This window comes from Pelomonas sp. BJYL3 (assembly GCF_027257975.1).
Taxonomy (GTDB): Bacteria; Pseudomonadota; Gammaproteobacteria; order Burkholderiales; family Burkholderiaceae_C; genus Roseateles_B; species Roseateles_B flavus.
On the sequence record NZ_JANZKX010000002.1, the window covers coordinates 445,523 to 459,221 of the forward strand.

Genomic DNA, 13,699 nt, shown 5'->3' on the forward strand with positions numbered 1-13,699 from the left:
GAGGCCCTTCAGCCGGCGCGGCCCAGGCGGTCCAGTGCCGCCTCGGCTGCCGCGATGGCGTGGCGGTTGTAGTCCCGCGCATGGGCGCTGCTGAGGCGCGCGTCCTTCAGCACCTGCTCCAGCACGGGCCGTGCCTCGGCCTTGCGATCCTGGGCCAGCAGGAACTGGCCCCAGGCGCTGTGGGTCTCCAGGCCGCTGTGTGTGCGCAGAGCGATCTCGAAGGCGGCCTCGGCTTCCTCGGGATGCACGACCGCCAGCAGCCGGGCCATCAGCAGCGCGAGCTCGCCGCTGTAGCGTTCGGGCTGATCGGCGAACAGGCGGCGCAGGCTGGCCACGGCCGCGGCCTCCTGGCCCGCGGCGGCCTGGCAGCGCGCCAGCCCGCTCAGCGCGGCGGCGTCATGGGCGAACACACCCTGGGCGCAGGCCTGGAAATGGGGCAGGGCCTCCGCTGCCTGGTCGGCCTCCAGCAGGGCCTGGGCCAGGCGCAGGCGGTTGCCCATGCTGGGCGTCTGCTCCAGGGCCAGGCGCGCTTCGCGCAGTTCCCGCTGGGGATCGATGATCTGCCGCAGCGCGGCCCCGGCCTTGCGCCCGAGGCGGCTGTGACGCTGCTCGGGCAGGAACTCGGCAAAGAGATAGACCAGGCTGCCCAGGAAGGGGAAAGACAGCAGCACGAACAGCCACACGGTGTTGCGGCCGGTGCGCACGGCGTGCACCGCGAAGAAGATCGCGATGGCGACGTGCAGGATGACAAGGACAGGCATGGATGCTCCCCGGACAGGCCTCGTGGCGGGCGTTTGGCCCGGCACTATAGCGAACGATCACGGTCTGCCCCGCGCCTTACGATGGCGGCCGGGCCGCCACCACGGCCACCCCTGCCGTCGGCGGCGCGTCGCCTCCCTCGCGAAAGGACACCATGCACGGACCCGACCCCAGCAATCCCCACCCCATGCCCGGCTTTCCCCAGGTGTGCTTCATCAAGAACAAGATCCAGAACCCCAACATCGAGATCGGGGACTACACCTACTACGACGACCCCGAGGGCGCCGATAACTTCGAGCGCCAGGTGCTCTACCACTTCCCCTTCATCGGTGACCGCCTGGTGATCGGCAAGTTCTGTGCCCTGGCCCGTGGCGTCAGGTTCATCATGAACGGCGCCAACCACAAGACCTCAGGGATCTCGACCTACCCCTTCTTCATCTTCGGCAATGGCTGGGAGCGCGCGGCGCCGCAACCCGGCGAGCTGCCGTACAAGGGCGATACGGTCATCGGGCATGACGTCTGGATCGGCTACGACGCCCTGATCATGCCCGGCGTGCACATCGGCAACGGCGCCATCATCCCGGCGCGCTCGGTGGTCACCAGCGATGTGCCGGCCTACACCGTGTACGGCGGCAACCCGGCGCGACTCCTCCGCGAACGCTTTGCACCCGAGGTGGTGGCCGAGCTGGAGGCGATCGCCTGGTGGGACTGGCCCATCGAGCGGATCAGCCAGAGCCTGGAGGCCATCACGAGCGGCGACGTGGCGGCCCTGCGGGCCTGCGCGCCGCGCTGATCGGGACTGGGTGCCCCCAGGCCGCGCCTTCCGGCCCAGCCCTCGTGCCTCCGCCGCTTCTCCTGCCGGCCGCAGGGCTCGCGCGGTGCGGCGCTGAGGCCTTGCAACCGTTTTGGTCTGCCCGTTCGGACATGCCGCTCACAGCCTCTGCACATCCGCCTTCAGCACCTCGGCGGGGTAGTAGCGCCCCATGATCTGCAGCAGGCGGCCTTCGGCCAGGGCCTGCTCGATCAGGCGGCGCAGGCGGCGCCGGGTCTCGGCATCGAGGGTGCTGGTCGAGAGGTAGGTCCCCACCTCCGACGGCGGCAGACCGCTCAGGAGCTGGAAGCGGAAGTCCTGGGTCGCCCGTGCCTCGCTGATGCCGTCCTGAAGGGCGGAATGCAGCAAGGTGGGCGGCAGGATCGTGAACTGCACGCGACCGGCACGCAGCATCTGGCCCAGGGTCTTCAGGTCAGCGACGACGTCGACGCGATGCTGCTCCTCAAGCCGGCGCAGCAGGCGTTCGTACTCACTGCCCCAGGTGTAGCTGCGCACGACCACGGCGCGCCACTCCTTGCGGGCCACCAGGGCCTCGACGCTGGCGGGTGGGGCCTCCGTGCTTGCGCCGAAGGTGATCAGCGTGGGCGTCAGGCGCAGCATGGGCAGGAACTCGGCCTTCTGGTCCCGCTCGGCCGTGCGCGAGGCGGGCAGGAAGAGGTCGGCCTCGCCGGTCTCGAAGAACATGAGGCTCTGCCGGGGCCGGGGCACGATGGGGAAGCTGAAGCTGCAGCCCAGGGCCGGCTCCAGGCTGCGCAACAGGTCGGGATAGACGCCGCGTACCTGCCCGTCCGGCAGCACCTGCACATTGAAGCCGGTGGGCGCAACGGGCACGACCAGGACGCGTTCGCAGCGGGCCCGGGCTGCCGGAGCAAAGGCCATGCCCAGCAGCGCGGGACCCAGGCCGCGCAGGAAGCCGCGTCGCGCCGGCGTCACTGTGGCCTCGCCGCTCAGCCCATGCAGAAGGCGTTGAGCTTGTTGCCGTCCAGATCACGGAAGTAAGCGGCGTAGAAGCCGCCGCCGCGCTCGCCCGGCGCGCCTTCGTCGGTGGCGCCCAGGGCCAGGGCCTTGGCGTACAGGGCCTGGACCTTCTCCTGGCTGTCCACCGCCAGGGCCACCATCACGCCATTGCCCACGCTGGCGGGCTGGCCGTCGAAGGGGCGCAGCACGCCGAAGCCCGGCTTGTCCATGCTGACGCCCCAGGCGTAGCCGCGCTCGAACTCCATCAGGCGCTTGGCGCCGATCACGGCGAAGAGTTCGTCGTAGAAGGCCGCTGCGCGCGGCAGGTCGTTGGTGCCCAGGGTGGTGTAGCCGATCATGGGGGTCTCCTCGTCTCTCGATGGCAGTGAATCCTGGGCGGAGCCTACACGCTGGCGTCCGTGCTGCGGGAGTGACTTGACGGGAATCAAGGACATCATCCCCCAAGGATGCGACCGTGAGGGTTTGATGACAGCCCCGGAGTCCAGGATGAGTACCCGCAGCCGCGCCACCAGCACCCCCGCCCAGGCCCAGGCCCTCAACGGCATCAACGGCAGCCAGGCGCCCAAGCCCCGCCGTGCCCGGGCCGGTGACACCAGCGGCAGCGGCGACGCCCAGCGCATCGCCCGCCAGGTGGTGTCGGACCGTCTGCAGGCCGCACAGGCCCGCGAGCTGGAGGCGCTGAAGGACGTGGCACAGGCGGCATCCCCCGGCGGCAGCCTGGCCAGCTCGGTGAAGAGCCTGCTGGCGGGCGCCTCGCCAGACGATGCCCTCGCCCTGCGCCAGGCCCTGCTGGCCGAGCTGCAGGAACTGCCCGGGGCCGGCCGCAATCCGGACGATGAGCTCTCGCCCACCTGGCGCCGCGGCGGCTACCCCTACAAGAACCTGATGTCCCGCAAGGCCTACGAGAAGCAGAAGTACCGCCTGCAGGTGGAGCTGCTGAAGCTGCAGGCCTGGGTGAAGGCCACCGGCGCCAAGGTGGTGATCCTCTTCGAGGGGCGGGACGCCGCCGGCAAGGGCGGCACCATCAAGCGCTTCATGGAGCATCTCAACCCCCGCGGCGCCCGCGTGGTGGCCCTGGAGAAGCCCAGCGAGGTCGAGCGCGGCCAGTGGTACTTCCAGCGCTATGTGCAGCACCTGCCCACGGCCGGCGAGATCGTGCTCTTCGACCGCAGCTGGTACAACCGTGCCGGCGTGGAGCGGGTGATGGGCTTCTGCTCGGACGCCGAGTACCAGGAGTTCATGCGCCAGGCTCCGGAGTTCGAGCGCAACCTCGCGCGTTCCGGCGTGCACCTGATCAAGTTCTGGTTCTCCGTCAGCCGCGAGGAGCAGCGCCGCCGCTTCAAGGAGCGCCGCGCCCATCCGCTGAAGCAGTGGAAGCTCTCGCCCATCGACCTGGCCTCGCTGGACAAGTGGGACGACTACACCCGCGCCAAGGAAGCCATGTTCTTCCACACCGACATCGCCGAGGCCCCCTGGACCGTGGTGAAGTCCGACTGCAAGAAGCGCGCGCGCCTCAACGCCATGCGCCACGTCCTGCACCAGCTGCCCTATGCCAACAAGGACCTCGACAAGATCGGCCAGCTCGACCCCCTGCTCGTGGGCCGCGCCAACGTCGTCTACGAACGCGGCGAAAACCAGTCCGCCGCCGGCCCCAGCAAGACCTGACCCCCAACGCCTCTTCGCACCACTCCACCCCGCCCCAAAAACGCGCGGCGCAGCCCGCGCCCCACACGGAGGGCGCTGATCCGGCTCCGCCGGGCAGCCGCGCTCGCCCCCCTGGGGGGCTGAGGCCGGACACAAACTGCATGCCGTTTGTGCCTGCCGAAGGGCCAGGCCCCGCGCAGACCGCAGGAGGGAAGAACCGCACCTCTGCCTCGACGCGCGGCGCAGCCCGCGCCCCACACGGAGGGCGCTGATCCGGCTCTGCCGGGCAGCCGCGCTCGCCCCCCTGGGGGGGGCTGGCGAAGCCAGTAGGGGGGGGTTATCTCTTCAATTTGAAGACAGCCATCGACGCCATCAGATTCGGCCACTGGCGCACCACGCGCCCGTCCTGCACGCCGAAGCTGTCCAGGATCTCCAGCCGGTTCTTGCGCGCCAGCACCTCGAAGTCGGCATAGGTGCCCACGCGGATGTTGGGCGTGTCGTACCACTCGTAGGGCAGGGTGCGGGTGACGGGCATGCGGCCCGCCAGCACCTGCAGGCGGTTGGGCCAGTGCGCAAAGTTGGGGAAGCTGACGATGCCCACGCGGCCCACGCGGGCGGTCTCGCGCAGCATGGCCTCGGCATTGCGCAGGTGCTGCAAGGTCTCCAGCTGCAGCACCACGTCGAAGCTCTGGTCCTCGAAGACGGCCAGACCTTCCTCCAGGTTCAGCTGGATGACGTTGACGCCGCGCCGCGCGCAGGCCAGCACATTGGCGTCCGACAGCTCCACGCCGTAGCCGGTGCAGCCCTTCTTCTCCTGCAGCCAGGCCAGCAGCTCACCGGTGCCGCAGCCCAGGTCCAGCACGCGGGAGCCTTCGGGCACCAGGGCGGCGATGGTCTCGATCAGGGCGGTGCTCATCAGCAGAACTCCTTGGCGATGCGCTCGAAGTAGGCGCGCAGCACGCCGTGGTAGCGGGGGTCCTCCAGCAGGAAGGCGTCGTGGCCGTGCGGGGCGTCGATCTCGGCGTAGGAGACGTCGCGGCGGTTGTCCACCAGGGCCTTGACGATCTCGCGCGAGCGGGCCGGCGAGAAGCGCCAGTCGGTCGTGAAGCTGGCCAGCAGGTACTTGCAGCGGCTGCTGGCGAAGGTGCGGGAGAGGTCGCCGCCGTGCTCCCGCGCGGGGTCGAAGTAGTCCAGGGCGCGGGTGATCAGCAGGTAGGTGTTGGCGTCGAAGTACTCGCTGAACTTGTCGCCCTGGTGGCGCAGATAGCTCTCGATCTGGAACTCGATGTCCTGGGTGCTGTAGCCCAGCTCGGCCGCGCGCAGCTCGCGTCCGAACTTCTGCTCCATGACGTCGTCCGAGAGATAGGTGATGTGGCCGATCATGCGTGCCACGCGCAGGCCGCGCTTGGGCACCACGCCGTGCTCGTAGAAGAAGCCGCCGTGGAAGTCGGGGTCGGTGACGATGGCGCGGCGGGCGACTTCGTTGAAGGCGATGTTCTGCGCCGACAGGCTGGGTGCCGTCGCGATGGCGATGCAGTGCCGCATGCGCTCCGGGTAGCGCAGCGACCAGTCCAGGGCCTGCATGCCGCCCAGCGAGCCGCCCAGCACCGCCGCCAGCTGCTTGATGCCCAGGGCGTCGAGCACGCGGGCCTGCGCGTCCACCCAGTCGTGCACCGTGACCACCGGGAAGTCGGCGCCGTAGATGCGGCCGGTGTCGGGGTTGGTGTGCATGGGGCCGGTGGAGCCGAAGCAGGAGCCCAGGTTGTTGATGCCGATGACGAAGAACCTGTCCGTGTCCAGCGGCTTGCCTGGGCCCACGAGGTTGTCCCACCAGCCCTCGCTCCGCTCCTGCCCGGCATAGGTGCCGGCCACATGGTGGCTGGCATTGAGCGCGTGGCAGACGAGCACGGCATTGGACTTGTCGGCGTTGAGCTGGCCGTAGGTCTCGTAGACCAGCTCGTAGTCGCGGATCTCCGCACCGCTGCGCAGGGGCAGGGGCGCCTCGAAGCGCAGGCGCTGGGGCTGCACGTCGCCCACCGAGCTTGGGACCATCTTGGGACTCTCCAAAAGCAAAAACCGGCTCCGCGAAAGCTGCGGACGCCGGTTGCAGGAGCGCCCCTCTTTAGCGGAATTTATTGAGCGCCCGCAATTCGGAACAAATCGGCGCTGTGGGCTGGATTATAGGCCGCCGGGTCCAGACCCGGTGCCGGTGCCGTTTGCCGGCACCAGCCCGATGCGCTGCAGCAGGCGCTGGTGATCGCCCTCGCGCTTGAGCCGTTCGTAGGCCTCCTGCAGGGCCTGGACCTGACGCTCCTGCAGGTCCGGGCTGCCCACCAGCCAGATCTCGCTGTGGTCATAGCTGGGACCCTCGACCCAGTCCCGCGGGTCCTGGCCCGCCGCGCGTATCGCGCCGATCACCGCGGGGATGGCGCCGTAGATCAGCGTGGCGCTGCCATCGCCCATGCGGCGCAGGATCTGTTCGTAGTCGGGCTCCTGAGAGACCTGGCGGTAGCCCTGCTTCTGCAGGCTCTCGGTACTGAGGGCGCCACGCAGGGTGAGCACCTTGGATTGGCGCGCCAGGGCTTCGTCGATGCCCTTGGGCCAGCGGCTGCGCAGGCCCATCAGGGCATAGCGCTGGGTGTAGAGCGGCACCAGCCAGCGGTACTGGCTCTCGCGCTCCGGCGTGCGGGCCAGGGGCGCCATCAGCACCTGTCGGCCGGTGCGGGCCATCAGCGTGGCGCGGGCGAAGGGGTAGAAGTGCGGGTGCAGGTCCCAGCCCGCGCGTTCGCAGAGCAGGACGAGGAACTCGCCCAGCGGCCCCGGGGCGTCGCGGCCCTGCGGGCTGATCAGGGAGGGGAGGTCGGCACTGACCAGCTCCATGGCCCGGGCCGTTCCCGCAGGCAGGGCCAGGGCGAGCCCGCAGGCCAGACCCAGTCGCAGGACCGCGCCCCAGGCGCTGCGCCGGCGCTGTCGCGCATGGGGGCGCGAGTGAGGGCGCGAGTGTGGGCGCGAGTGTGGGCGCGGGCCGGGGAGCGTCGGCGGGAGGGGTGCTGCAGCCATGCCGGGATGGGTGGACGGGGTGGGCAGGAGAGGTTCAGCCTGACCCCATTGGAACCCAGCGCCGGCGATTCCTGCAAGCCGTCCTGCTGAGTCCCGTTCAGTCTTCCCGCTTGGAACTGGGCAGGGCGGCGGCCAGGCCCAGCAGCCCGGCGACCACGAGCACGTACCACAGCGAGAGGCTGCTCTCCAGCCTCAGCACCGCCGCGCTGGCGAGCACCAGCAGGGCGGCCGCGCTGCCGGCCAGCAGCAGCAGGGCCGCGCCGGCCACGCGGGTGACCAGCAGGCTCTGGTCCCGGCGCGCGGCCATGGCGAAGAGCACATAGCCCAGCAGGCTGAACAGGGGGAAGAAGACCCACAGCGCCGGCCCCGCGCTGATCGGGGCCAGGTGAAGGGGTTCGGCGAGCAGGGCGGCTCCGGAGAACAGCCCCAACAGCAGCAGGAAGGCGGCGGCGATGCGCATCATGTCGTGGTTCCTTGGTCAGTCTCAGGGCGCCGTGCAAAGGCAGTGCACGGTGGTGGAGAAGGGTTTGCGGCCTTCCAGCAGCTCGCTGGCCATGGCGAGATCCTGCTGGGGCTGCAGCAGTGCGGGCGGGACATGGAAGCCCAGCTGGGCGCGCACCGAGGCGGCAATGCCGGGGGCCAGGGTGTCACCGACGCTCTGCAGCAGCTTCTCCAGGCGGCCCGGTTCCTTCTCGATGTAGCTGACGCGTGGCTGGCCCTCCAGCTTGGCGCGGCCGGCCGCGGCCTTCACCGCGTCGTCCAGGCTGCCCAGGCGGTCGATCAGGCCGCGTTCCAGGGCCTGCTTGCCGGTCCAGACGCGGCCCTGGGCCACGGCGTCGATCTCGTCGATCTTCTTCTTGCGGGCCGCGGCGGCCTTGCCGGTGAACTCGTCGTAGATGTGCTGGATGCTGCTCTGCACCGCCGAGGCCATGCGCGGATCCAGGCCGGTGCGGAAGTCGTAGCCCTTGCCCAGCCAGGTGGTGGTGTAGCCGGCGGTGTGCAGGTTGAGCTTGTCCATCAGCTTCTCGCCGGTGGGCAGCAGGGCGAAGACGCCGATGGAGCCGGTGATGGTGCCGGCGTCGGCGATCACCTCGTCGGAGGACATGGAGATCCAGTAGCCGCCCGAGGCCGCCACGTCGCCCATGGAGATCACGACCGGCTTGCCGGCCTTCTGCGTCAGCTCCAGCTCGCGGCGGATGACTTCCGAGGCGAAGGCGCTGCCGCCGGGCGAGTTGACGCGCAGGACCACGGCCTTGACCTGATCGTCCTCGCGGGCCTGGCGGATCAGCTCGGCGGTGGAGTCGCCGCCAATCGTGCCGGGCGCGGCCGAGCCGTCCTTGATCTCGCCTTGCGCCACGACCACGCCCACGGCCGGGCCCACGGGCAGGGCCGGCTTCTGGCGGGCCAGGTATTCACCCAGGCCGATGCGGGCGAAGCTGTGGCCCTTGTCGTCACGGGCGCCGCGCTCCATCAGCAGGGCGCGGACCTCGTCGCGGGTCTTGATGCCGTCCACCAGCTTCTGCTGCAGGGCCAGCTTGGCCATGTCGCCGCGCAGGGCCAGCAGGTCCTTGTCGGCCTGCTCGACGCTGCGGGCCAGGCTGCCGGCCTCGAGCTTGCGAGCCTTTTCGATGTCGGCCAGGAAGCCGCCCCACAGCTCGTTGTAGAGATAGCTCTCGGCTTCCAGCGAGGCCTGCGAGGGGCCGTTGGCGATGTAGGGCTCGCCGGCATTCTTGTAGGTGCCCACGCGCAGCAGGTTGGGGCTGATGCCCACGCGTTCCAGCGCGTCCTTGTAGTACATGCGCTGGCGGCCGAAGCCGTCCAGCAGCACGCCGCCCATGGGATGCACGTAGATCTCGTCCGCCTGGGCCGCGAGGTAGTAAGCGCGCTGGCTGAAGCTGTCGCCATAGGCCAGCACCTTCTTGCCGGCGGCGCGCACGCGCTGCAGCGCGGCCGCCACCTCGTGCAGGCCGGCCAGGCCGGCGCCACTGAAGCCGTCGAGGTCCAGCAGGACCTGGCTGATCTTGGCGTCCTTGCCCGCGGCCTCCAGGGCAGCCAGCACGTCGCGCAGGCGCACCTGCTTGGGCTCGATGCCCTGCAGCTGGTTCATCGCCTGGTCGCGCGCCGAACCTGAGAACTGCTCCACCAGTGGCCCGTTGAAGCTCAGCACCAGGGTGCTCTTGTCGCGCAGCGGCTTGGGGCCGCCGCTGAACAGACCCCAGACCAGTGCGACCAGCAGCAGGAGCAGGATGAGGTTGAACAGCGCACGGCGCATGCCGTCCACCACCCACCAGATCTTCTTCAACAGCCACCAGACGGGTGAGACGAGGGTCTTCATGCCCATGCGATTCCTCCAGGTTGGGCGCGCGCTCGGGCGCGGTTCTCGATGCGCGCCGATTGTGCAGCAAGCCGTCCGCTGTGGCGTGTGCGCAAAGCCACCGCACTGCAGCGTGACAGGCGCGCGCTTTGATGCTGCACTGCAGGCCTGGGGAGGGGCTGCCGGGGGTCGGGTCTTGCGTCCACCGGCTGTCGACCGTTGCCGCCCCCCTATCCGGAGACCGCCCCCATGCTGCCCTGGCTCAGAAAAGTCGACGACTACTTCCCCCTGCGCTACCTCAGCTGGTGGCTCTGCGGCCTGGGTGCGGTGCTCAGCGCGGTGGGCACCTGGTACTTCTGGCCGGCCTGGCCCTGGTTCATCCTCTTCATGGGCCTGAGCCTGCAGGGATTTCGGGACGTGCGCCAGACCAAGCGCGCGGTGCTGCGCAACTACCCCGTGATCGGCCACCTGCGCTTCCTGCTGGAATACATCCGGCCGGAGATGCGCCAGTACTTCATCGAGTCCGACAACGAGGCCACGCCCTTCTCGCGCCAGCAGCGGTCCCTGGTCTACCAGCGCGCCAAGGGCGACCCCGACAAGCGCCCCTTCGGCACGCAGAAGGACGTGGGGGCCGCGGGCTACGAATGGATCAACCACTCCATGCAGCCCACCCAGCTGCCGGGCCACGACTTCCGCGTCACGATAGGCGGCGAGCGGGCCCAGCCCTACTCGGCCAGCGTGTTCAACATCTCGGCGATGAGCTTCGGCGCGCTGTCTGCCAATGCCATCCTGGCCTTGAACGCCGGGGCCAAGGCCGGCGGCTTCGCCCATGACACCGGCGAGGGCTCGATCAGCCCCTACCACCGCGAGCACGGCGGCGACCTGATCTGGGAGATCGGCTCCGGCTACTTCGGCTGCCGCACGCCCGCCGGGCGCTTCGACCCGGAGAAGTTCGCCCTCAACGCCTGCGATCCCCAGGTCAAGCTCATCGAGATCAAGCTGAGCCAGGGCGCCAAGCCCGGACACGGCGGCGTGCTGCCCGGGGCCAAGGTGACGCCCGAGATCGCCCTGACCCGCGGCGTGCCGGCGGGCGAGGACTGCAATTCGCCGGCCGCGCATTCGGCCTTCACGACGCCGGTGGAGCTGATGCAGTTCATCGTCGAGCTGCGCCGGCTCTCGGGCGACAAGCCGGTGGGCTTCAAGCTGTGCATCGGCCATCCCTGGGAGTGGTTCGCCCTGGCCAAGGCCATGCAGGAGACGGGCATCCTGCCCGATTTCATCGTGGTCGATGGCGCCGAGGGCGGCACGGGCGCCGCGCCGCTGGAGTTCACCGACCACGTCGGCGCGCCCCTGCAGGAAGGCCTGCTGCTGGTGCACAACACGCTGGAGGGGCTGGGCCTGCGCGAGCGCGTGCGCATCGGCTGCGCGGGCAAGGTCGTCAGCGCCTTCGACATCGCCCGCGCCATGGCCCTGGGGGCGGACTGGTGCAACTCGGCACGCGGCTTCATGTTCGCCCTGGGCTGCATCCAGGCCCAGGCCTGCCACACGGGGCGCTGCCCCACCGGCGTCACCACCCAGGACCCGCTGCGCCAGCAGGCCCTGGTGGTGCCTGACAAGGCCGAGCGGGTCTACCGATTCCACCGCAACACCCTGCATGCGCTGCAGGAGCTGGTGCAGGCGGCCGGGCTGCTGCATCCCGGCGAGATCAGCGCCAATCACATCGTGCACCGGGTCAGCCCGCACGAGGTGCGCCTGCTGACCAATCTGCTGCCCTTCGTGCGCCCCGGCGCGCTGCTGGAGGGCGAGCTGCCCGGCGCGGTCTTCAAGACTTACTGGCCCATGGCCAGCGCACACAGCTTCGAGCCGGTGCGAGCCCTGCGCCGGGGCTTCCTGGCCGTCTGAGGCGGGCGGCGCCGGCTTTTTGCGCTGCTCTTTTGATCTCGGGCAGAGCCCGGCCGGAGCCCCGTGCCTGCGGGGTGGTCAAGACCCCCTGCTGGGGGAGAATGCGCGGCTTGTAAGCAAATGCACGCATGTCTTCGGTCTTCCTGCTCCGCCACAGCCAACGTTCCCTGAACCGGGCGGTCGGAGACTTGGCGGACAGCGGCTGGCACTGCCTGGGTGCGAGTCAGCACTGGCAGGAGGCGGCGGCCAGCCTGCGTCACGCGATGCCGGCCTATCTGGTCAGCGACGTGCACCTCAGCGACGGCCATGCGAGCTGCCTGCTGCAACACCTGGACACGCTGCCGCCGGCGCTGGCGCGCCCTCGCGTGCTGCTGATCAGCGATGCCGTCGACGAGATGACCCTGTTCCGCACGCTCAGCTGCGGGGCCCATGCCTACCACCTGGACCAGCCGCGCGGCCCCAACCTGCAGGACAGCCTGCTGGCGCTGGCGCAGGGGCGGGCCCAGATGTCCCCGGCCATCGCGCGCCAGGCCTTGCAGAGCTTCGGCGCCATGCGCCGCCAGGCCAGCGAGGCGCGGCGCATCGAGGCCGGCCATGACCGTCAGCCCCTGGCGGCGCTGAGCCTGATCAGCCGGGCGGAGCAGGCCCTGCTGAGCCTGCTCTCGCATGGCTGGCTGGTGCCGGAGATCGCCGAGGCCTGGTATGTGCTGCAGGACGAGGTGGAGCGACGCATCGCCCGCCTGTACCGCAAGCTGCATGGGCTGTGCCCGCCGGCCCATGCGGGAGGCATGGCCGGGCTGCAGCTGATCGCCGCCTGATCAGGCCGCCGGCGGGGCGGTGTCGACGAAGCTCTGGCGCGTGGCCAGCTTGGCCAGGTGGCGGGCCAGATTGGGGTAGTCCTCGCGCCAGGCGATGGCGGGGAAGCGGAAGTCCAGGTAGGCCAGGGCGCAGCCGGTGGCGATGTCGGCCAGGCTGAAGTGGTTGCCCGAGCACCAGGGCTTCTCGCCCAGGCCCAGGCTCATGGCCTTCAGCGCGGCCTGCACCTTCTCCAGCTGGCGCTCCACCCAGGCGGCGCTGCGCTGGGCCTCGCTGCGGCCGGTCCAGGTCTGTTCCAGGCGGGCCAGGATGGCGGCATCCAGCAGGCCGTCGGCCAGGGCTTCCCAGGTGCGCACCTCGGTGCGCTCGCGGCCCCGCTCGGGGATCAGCTTGCCCACGGGGGACAGGGTGTCCACGTACTCCACGATCACGCGGGAGTCGAAGACCGCACCGCTGATCGAGTCCTGGCCTTCCATGACCAGGCAAGGCACCTTGCCCAGAGGGTTCATCTTCATGATGGCATCGGAGGCCCAGACGTCTTCCAGCACGAACTGGTAGTCGAGCTTCTTTTCCGCCATCACGATGCGGACCTTGCGGACGTAGGGACTGGTAAGGGAACCGATGAGTTTCATGTGTGGGCAGGGGACGCTTGTCCTCGTTTCGGCCGGATTCTAGGGGCAGAGCCCGGCGTCTCAGCTGACAGCGGGGGCGCAATCCGGGCCTCGCATGGGGGATTGCTGAAGGGGAGGAAAGCACGGCTTGCCAGCGCCCGCCCGGTCCGGGACACTCTTGCGCGCCCCTGCCATCCCCGGATGGGTGCATCCGCTGCCTCCCGCCCCATGACCCCCGCTGCCTTTCCCGCCATCACCCTGCGCCACGTCTGCGAGGACGACATGCCCCTGCTGATCCGGGCCGTGACCGACCCGGCCTGGCGGGGCGCCTTCGCGCCGGGGCGTGTCACCGCGCCGGCCGCGCTGTGGCAGCGCTTCCGGGACAACGGCTTTTCCAGCGAGGACATGGAACGGCTGATGATCGTCAACGCGGAGGGGCGCGTGGTGGGTCATGTGGTGCACTTCCTGGCGCACCGCTATTCCACGGCCCGCGAGATCGGCTGGTCGGTCTACGACCCGGCCGACCGCGGCAAGGGCTACGGCTCGGCCGCGGCGCGCGCCCTGGTGGATTACCTCTTCCGCAGCCTGCCCCTGCACCGCCTATGCTGCAGCCTCTCGCCCGACAACGTGGCTTCGGCCCGGGTCGCGCAGAAGGCCGGTTTCCATTGCGAGGGCCTGATGCGGGGCGTGGTGTTCGCCGGCGGCGACTACCTGGACGGCGAGTTCTACGGCATGACGCGCGAGGACTGGCGCCTGGCTGGCGCCGGCTCATCATCAGAATAA

Annotated in this window: 14 protein-coding genes; 5 read left to right on the forward strand and 9 right to left on the reverse strand. The window is 69.9% G+C overall.

The features are described from left to right. Window positions 1–8: 8 nt before the first annotated feature. Complete coding sequence (locus O9Y01_RS07635) at window positions 9–761, reverse strand: tetratricopeptide repeat protein (RefSeq protein WP_269630939.1); 753 nt, start codon at window positions 759–761, stop codon at window positions 9–11. A 152-nt stretch (window positions 762–913) separates the two neighbouring features. Between O9Y01_RS07635 and O9Y01_RS07640 the strand changes: the two genes are divergently transcribed. Next, window positions 914–1,552, forward strand: coding sequence for a Vat family streptogramin A O-acetyltransferase (locus O9Y01_RS07640; protein ID WP_269630940.1), 639 nt, complete (start codon window positions 914–916; stop codon window positions 1,550–1,552). A gap of 138 nt (window positions 1,553–1,690) precedes the next feature. Here the strand turns inward: O9Y01_RS07640 and O9Y01_RS07645 are convergent, their stop codons facing one another. Continuing rightward, window positions 1,691–2,524 carry a substrate-binding periplasmic protein gene (locus tag O9Y01_RS07645; protein ID WP_269630941.1) on the reverse strand — a complete coding sequence of 278 codons (834 nt, stop codon included), beginning with the start codon at window positions 2,522–2,524 and terminating at the stop codon, window positions 1,691–1,693. Window positions 2,525–2,538: 14 nt separating this feature from the next. After that, window positions 2,539–2,907 (reverse strand): VOC family protein, encoded by a 369-nt coding sequence (locus O9Y01_RS07650; RefSeq protein ID WP_269630942.1) that lies wholly within the window; start codon window positions 2,905–2,907, stop codon window positions 2,539–2,541. 148 nt (window positions 2,908–3,055) lie between these two features. On the opposite strand from O9Y01_RS07650, the gene ppk2 reads away from it, so the two are divergent. After that, the gene (gene ppk2 / locus O9Y01_RS07655) at window positions 3,056–4,234 is read left to right on the forward strand and encodes a polyphosphate kinase 2 (protein WP_269630943.1); all 1,179 of its coding nucleotides are present in this window, start codon (window positions 3,056–3,058) and stop codon (window positions 4,232–4,234) included. 316 nt (window positions 4,235–4,550) lie between these two features. On the opposite strand, the gene metW is transcribed toward ppk2, so the two are convergent. From metW to sppA, 5 genes are all read right to left on the reverse strand, one after another. Next, entirely contained in the window at window positions 4,551–5,129 is a 579-nt protein-coding gene (gene metW / locus O9Y01_RS07660) for a methionine biosynthesis protein MetW (protein ID WP_269630944.1), read from the reverse strand. Beyond that, window positions 5,129–6,265, reverse strand: coding sequence for a homoserine O-succinyltransferase MetX (metX, locus tag O9Y01_RS07665; RefSeq protein WP_269630945.1), 1,137 nt, complete (start codon window positions 6,263–6,265; stop codon window positions 5,129–5,131). Before metX ends, metW begins: the two co-directional genes overlap by 1 nt. 126 nt (window positions 6,266–6,391) lie before the next feature. Beyond that, a complete protein-coding gene (locus O9Y01_RS07670) occupies window positions 6,392–7,093 on the reverse strand; it encodes a substrate-binding periplasmic protein (protein WP_269630946.1) in 702 nt (233 codons plus the stop codon). Window positions 7,094–7,370: 277 nt separating this feature from the next. After that, complete coding sequence (locus O9Y01_RS07675) at window positions 7,371–7,736, reverse strand: hypothetical protein (protein ID WP_269630947.1); 366 nt, start codon at window positions 7,734–7,736, stop codon at window positions 7,371–7,373. Between the two features lie 21 nt (window positions 7,737–7,757). Continuing rightward, window positions 7,758–9,608 carry a signal peptide peptidase SppA gene (sppA, locus tag O9Y01_RS07680; RefSeq protein WP_269630948.1) on the reverse strand — a complete coding sequence of 617 codons (1,851 nt, stop codon included), beginning with the start codon at window positions 9,606–9,608 and terminating at the stop codon, window positions 7,758–7,760. 228 nt (window positions 9,609–9,836) lie between these two features. Here sppA and O9Y01_RS07685 point away from each other — a divergent pair, with 228 nt between their 5' ends. Next, on the forward strand, window positions 9,837–11,489 hold the full coding sequence (locus tag O9Y01_RS07685; protein ID WP_269630949.1) for an FMN-binding glutamate synthase family protein: 1,653 nt from the start codon (window positions 9,837–9,839) through the stop codon (window positions 11,487–11,489). Window positions 11,490–11,617: 128 nt separating this feature from the next. Continuing rightward, window positions 11,618–12,307, forward strand: coding sequence for a hypothetical protein (locus O9Y01_RS07690; protein ID WP_269630950.1), 690 nt, complete (start codon window positions 11,618–11,620; stop codon window positions 12,305–12,307). Here the strand turns inward: O9Y01_RS07690 and O9Y01_RS07695 are convergent, their stop codons facing one another. Then, window positions 12,308–12,937: a glutathione S-transferase family protein gene (locus O9Y01_RS07695; RefSeq protein WP_269630951.1), complete on the reverse strand. Its 630-nt coding sequence runs from the start codon at window positions 12,935–12,937 to the stop codon at window positions 12,308–12,310. 207 nt (window positions 12,938–13,144) lie between these two features. On the opposite strand from O9Y01_RS07695, the gene O9Y01_RS07700 reads away from it, so the two are divergent. After that, on the forward strand, window positions 13,145–13,699 hold the full coding sequence (locus O9Y01_RS07700) for a GNAT family N-acetyltransferase (protein WP_269630952.1): 555 nt from the start codon (window positions 13,145–13,147) through the stop codon (window positions 13,697–13,699).

Excerpts from the sequence above, each read along its gene's own strand:
- O9Y01_RS07635 (WP_269630939.1), bottom strand. The coding sequence starts at position 761 with ATGCCTGTCCTTGTCATCCTGCACGTCGCCATCGCGATCTTCTTCGCG.
- O9Y01_RS07640 (WP_269630940.1), top strand. The coding sequence starts at position 914 with ATGCACGGACCCGACCCCAGCAATCCCCACCCCATGCCCGGCTTTCCC.
- O9Y01_RS07650 (WP_269630942.1), bottom strand. The coding sequence starts at position 2,907 with ATGATCGGCTACACCACCCTGGGCACCAACGACCTGCCGCGCGCAGCG.
- ppk2 (WP_269630943.1), top strand. The coding sequence starts at position 3,056 with ATGAGTACCCGCAGCCGCGCCACCAGCACCCCCGCCCAGGCCCAGGCC.
- metW (WP_269630944.1), bottom strand. The coding sequence starts at position 5,129 with ATGAGCACCGCCCTGATCGAGACCATCGCCGCCCTGGTGCCCGAAGGC.
- metX (WP_269630945.1), bottom strand. The coding sequence starts at position 6,265 with ATGGTCCCAAGCTCGGTGGGCGACGTGCAGCCCCAGCGCCTGCGCTTC.
- O9Y01_RS07670 (WP_269630946.1), bottom strand. The coding sequence starts at position 7,093 with ATGGAGCTGGTCAGTGCCGACCTCCCCTCCCTGATCAGCCCGCAGGGC.
- O9Y01_RS07675 (WP_269630947.1), bottom strand. The coding sequence starts at position 7,736 with ATGATGCGCATCGCCGCCGCCTTCCTGCTGCTGTTGGGGCTGTTCTCC.
- sppA (WP_269630948.1), bottom strand. The coding sequence starts at position 9,608 with ATGAAGACCCTCGTCTCACCCGTCTGGTGGCTGTTGAAGAAGATCTGG.
- O9Y01_RS07685 (WP_269630949.1), top strand. The coding sequence starts at position 9,837 with ATGCTGCCCTGGCTCAGAAAAGTCGACGACTACTTCCCCCTGCGCTAC.
- O9Y01_RS07690 (WP_269630950.1), top strand. The coding sequence starts at position 11,618 with ATGTCTTCGGTCTTCCTGCTCCGCCACAGCCAACGTTCCCTGAACCGG.
- O9Y01_RS07695 (WP_269630951.1), bottom strand. The coding sequence starts at position 12,937 with ATGAAACTCATCGGTTCCCTTACCAGTCCCTACGTCCGCAAGGTCCGC.
- O9Y01_RS07700 (WP_269630952.1), top strand. The coding sequence starts at position 13,145 with ATGACCCCCGCTGCCTTTCCCGCCATCACCCTGCGCCACGTCTGCGAG.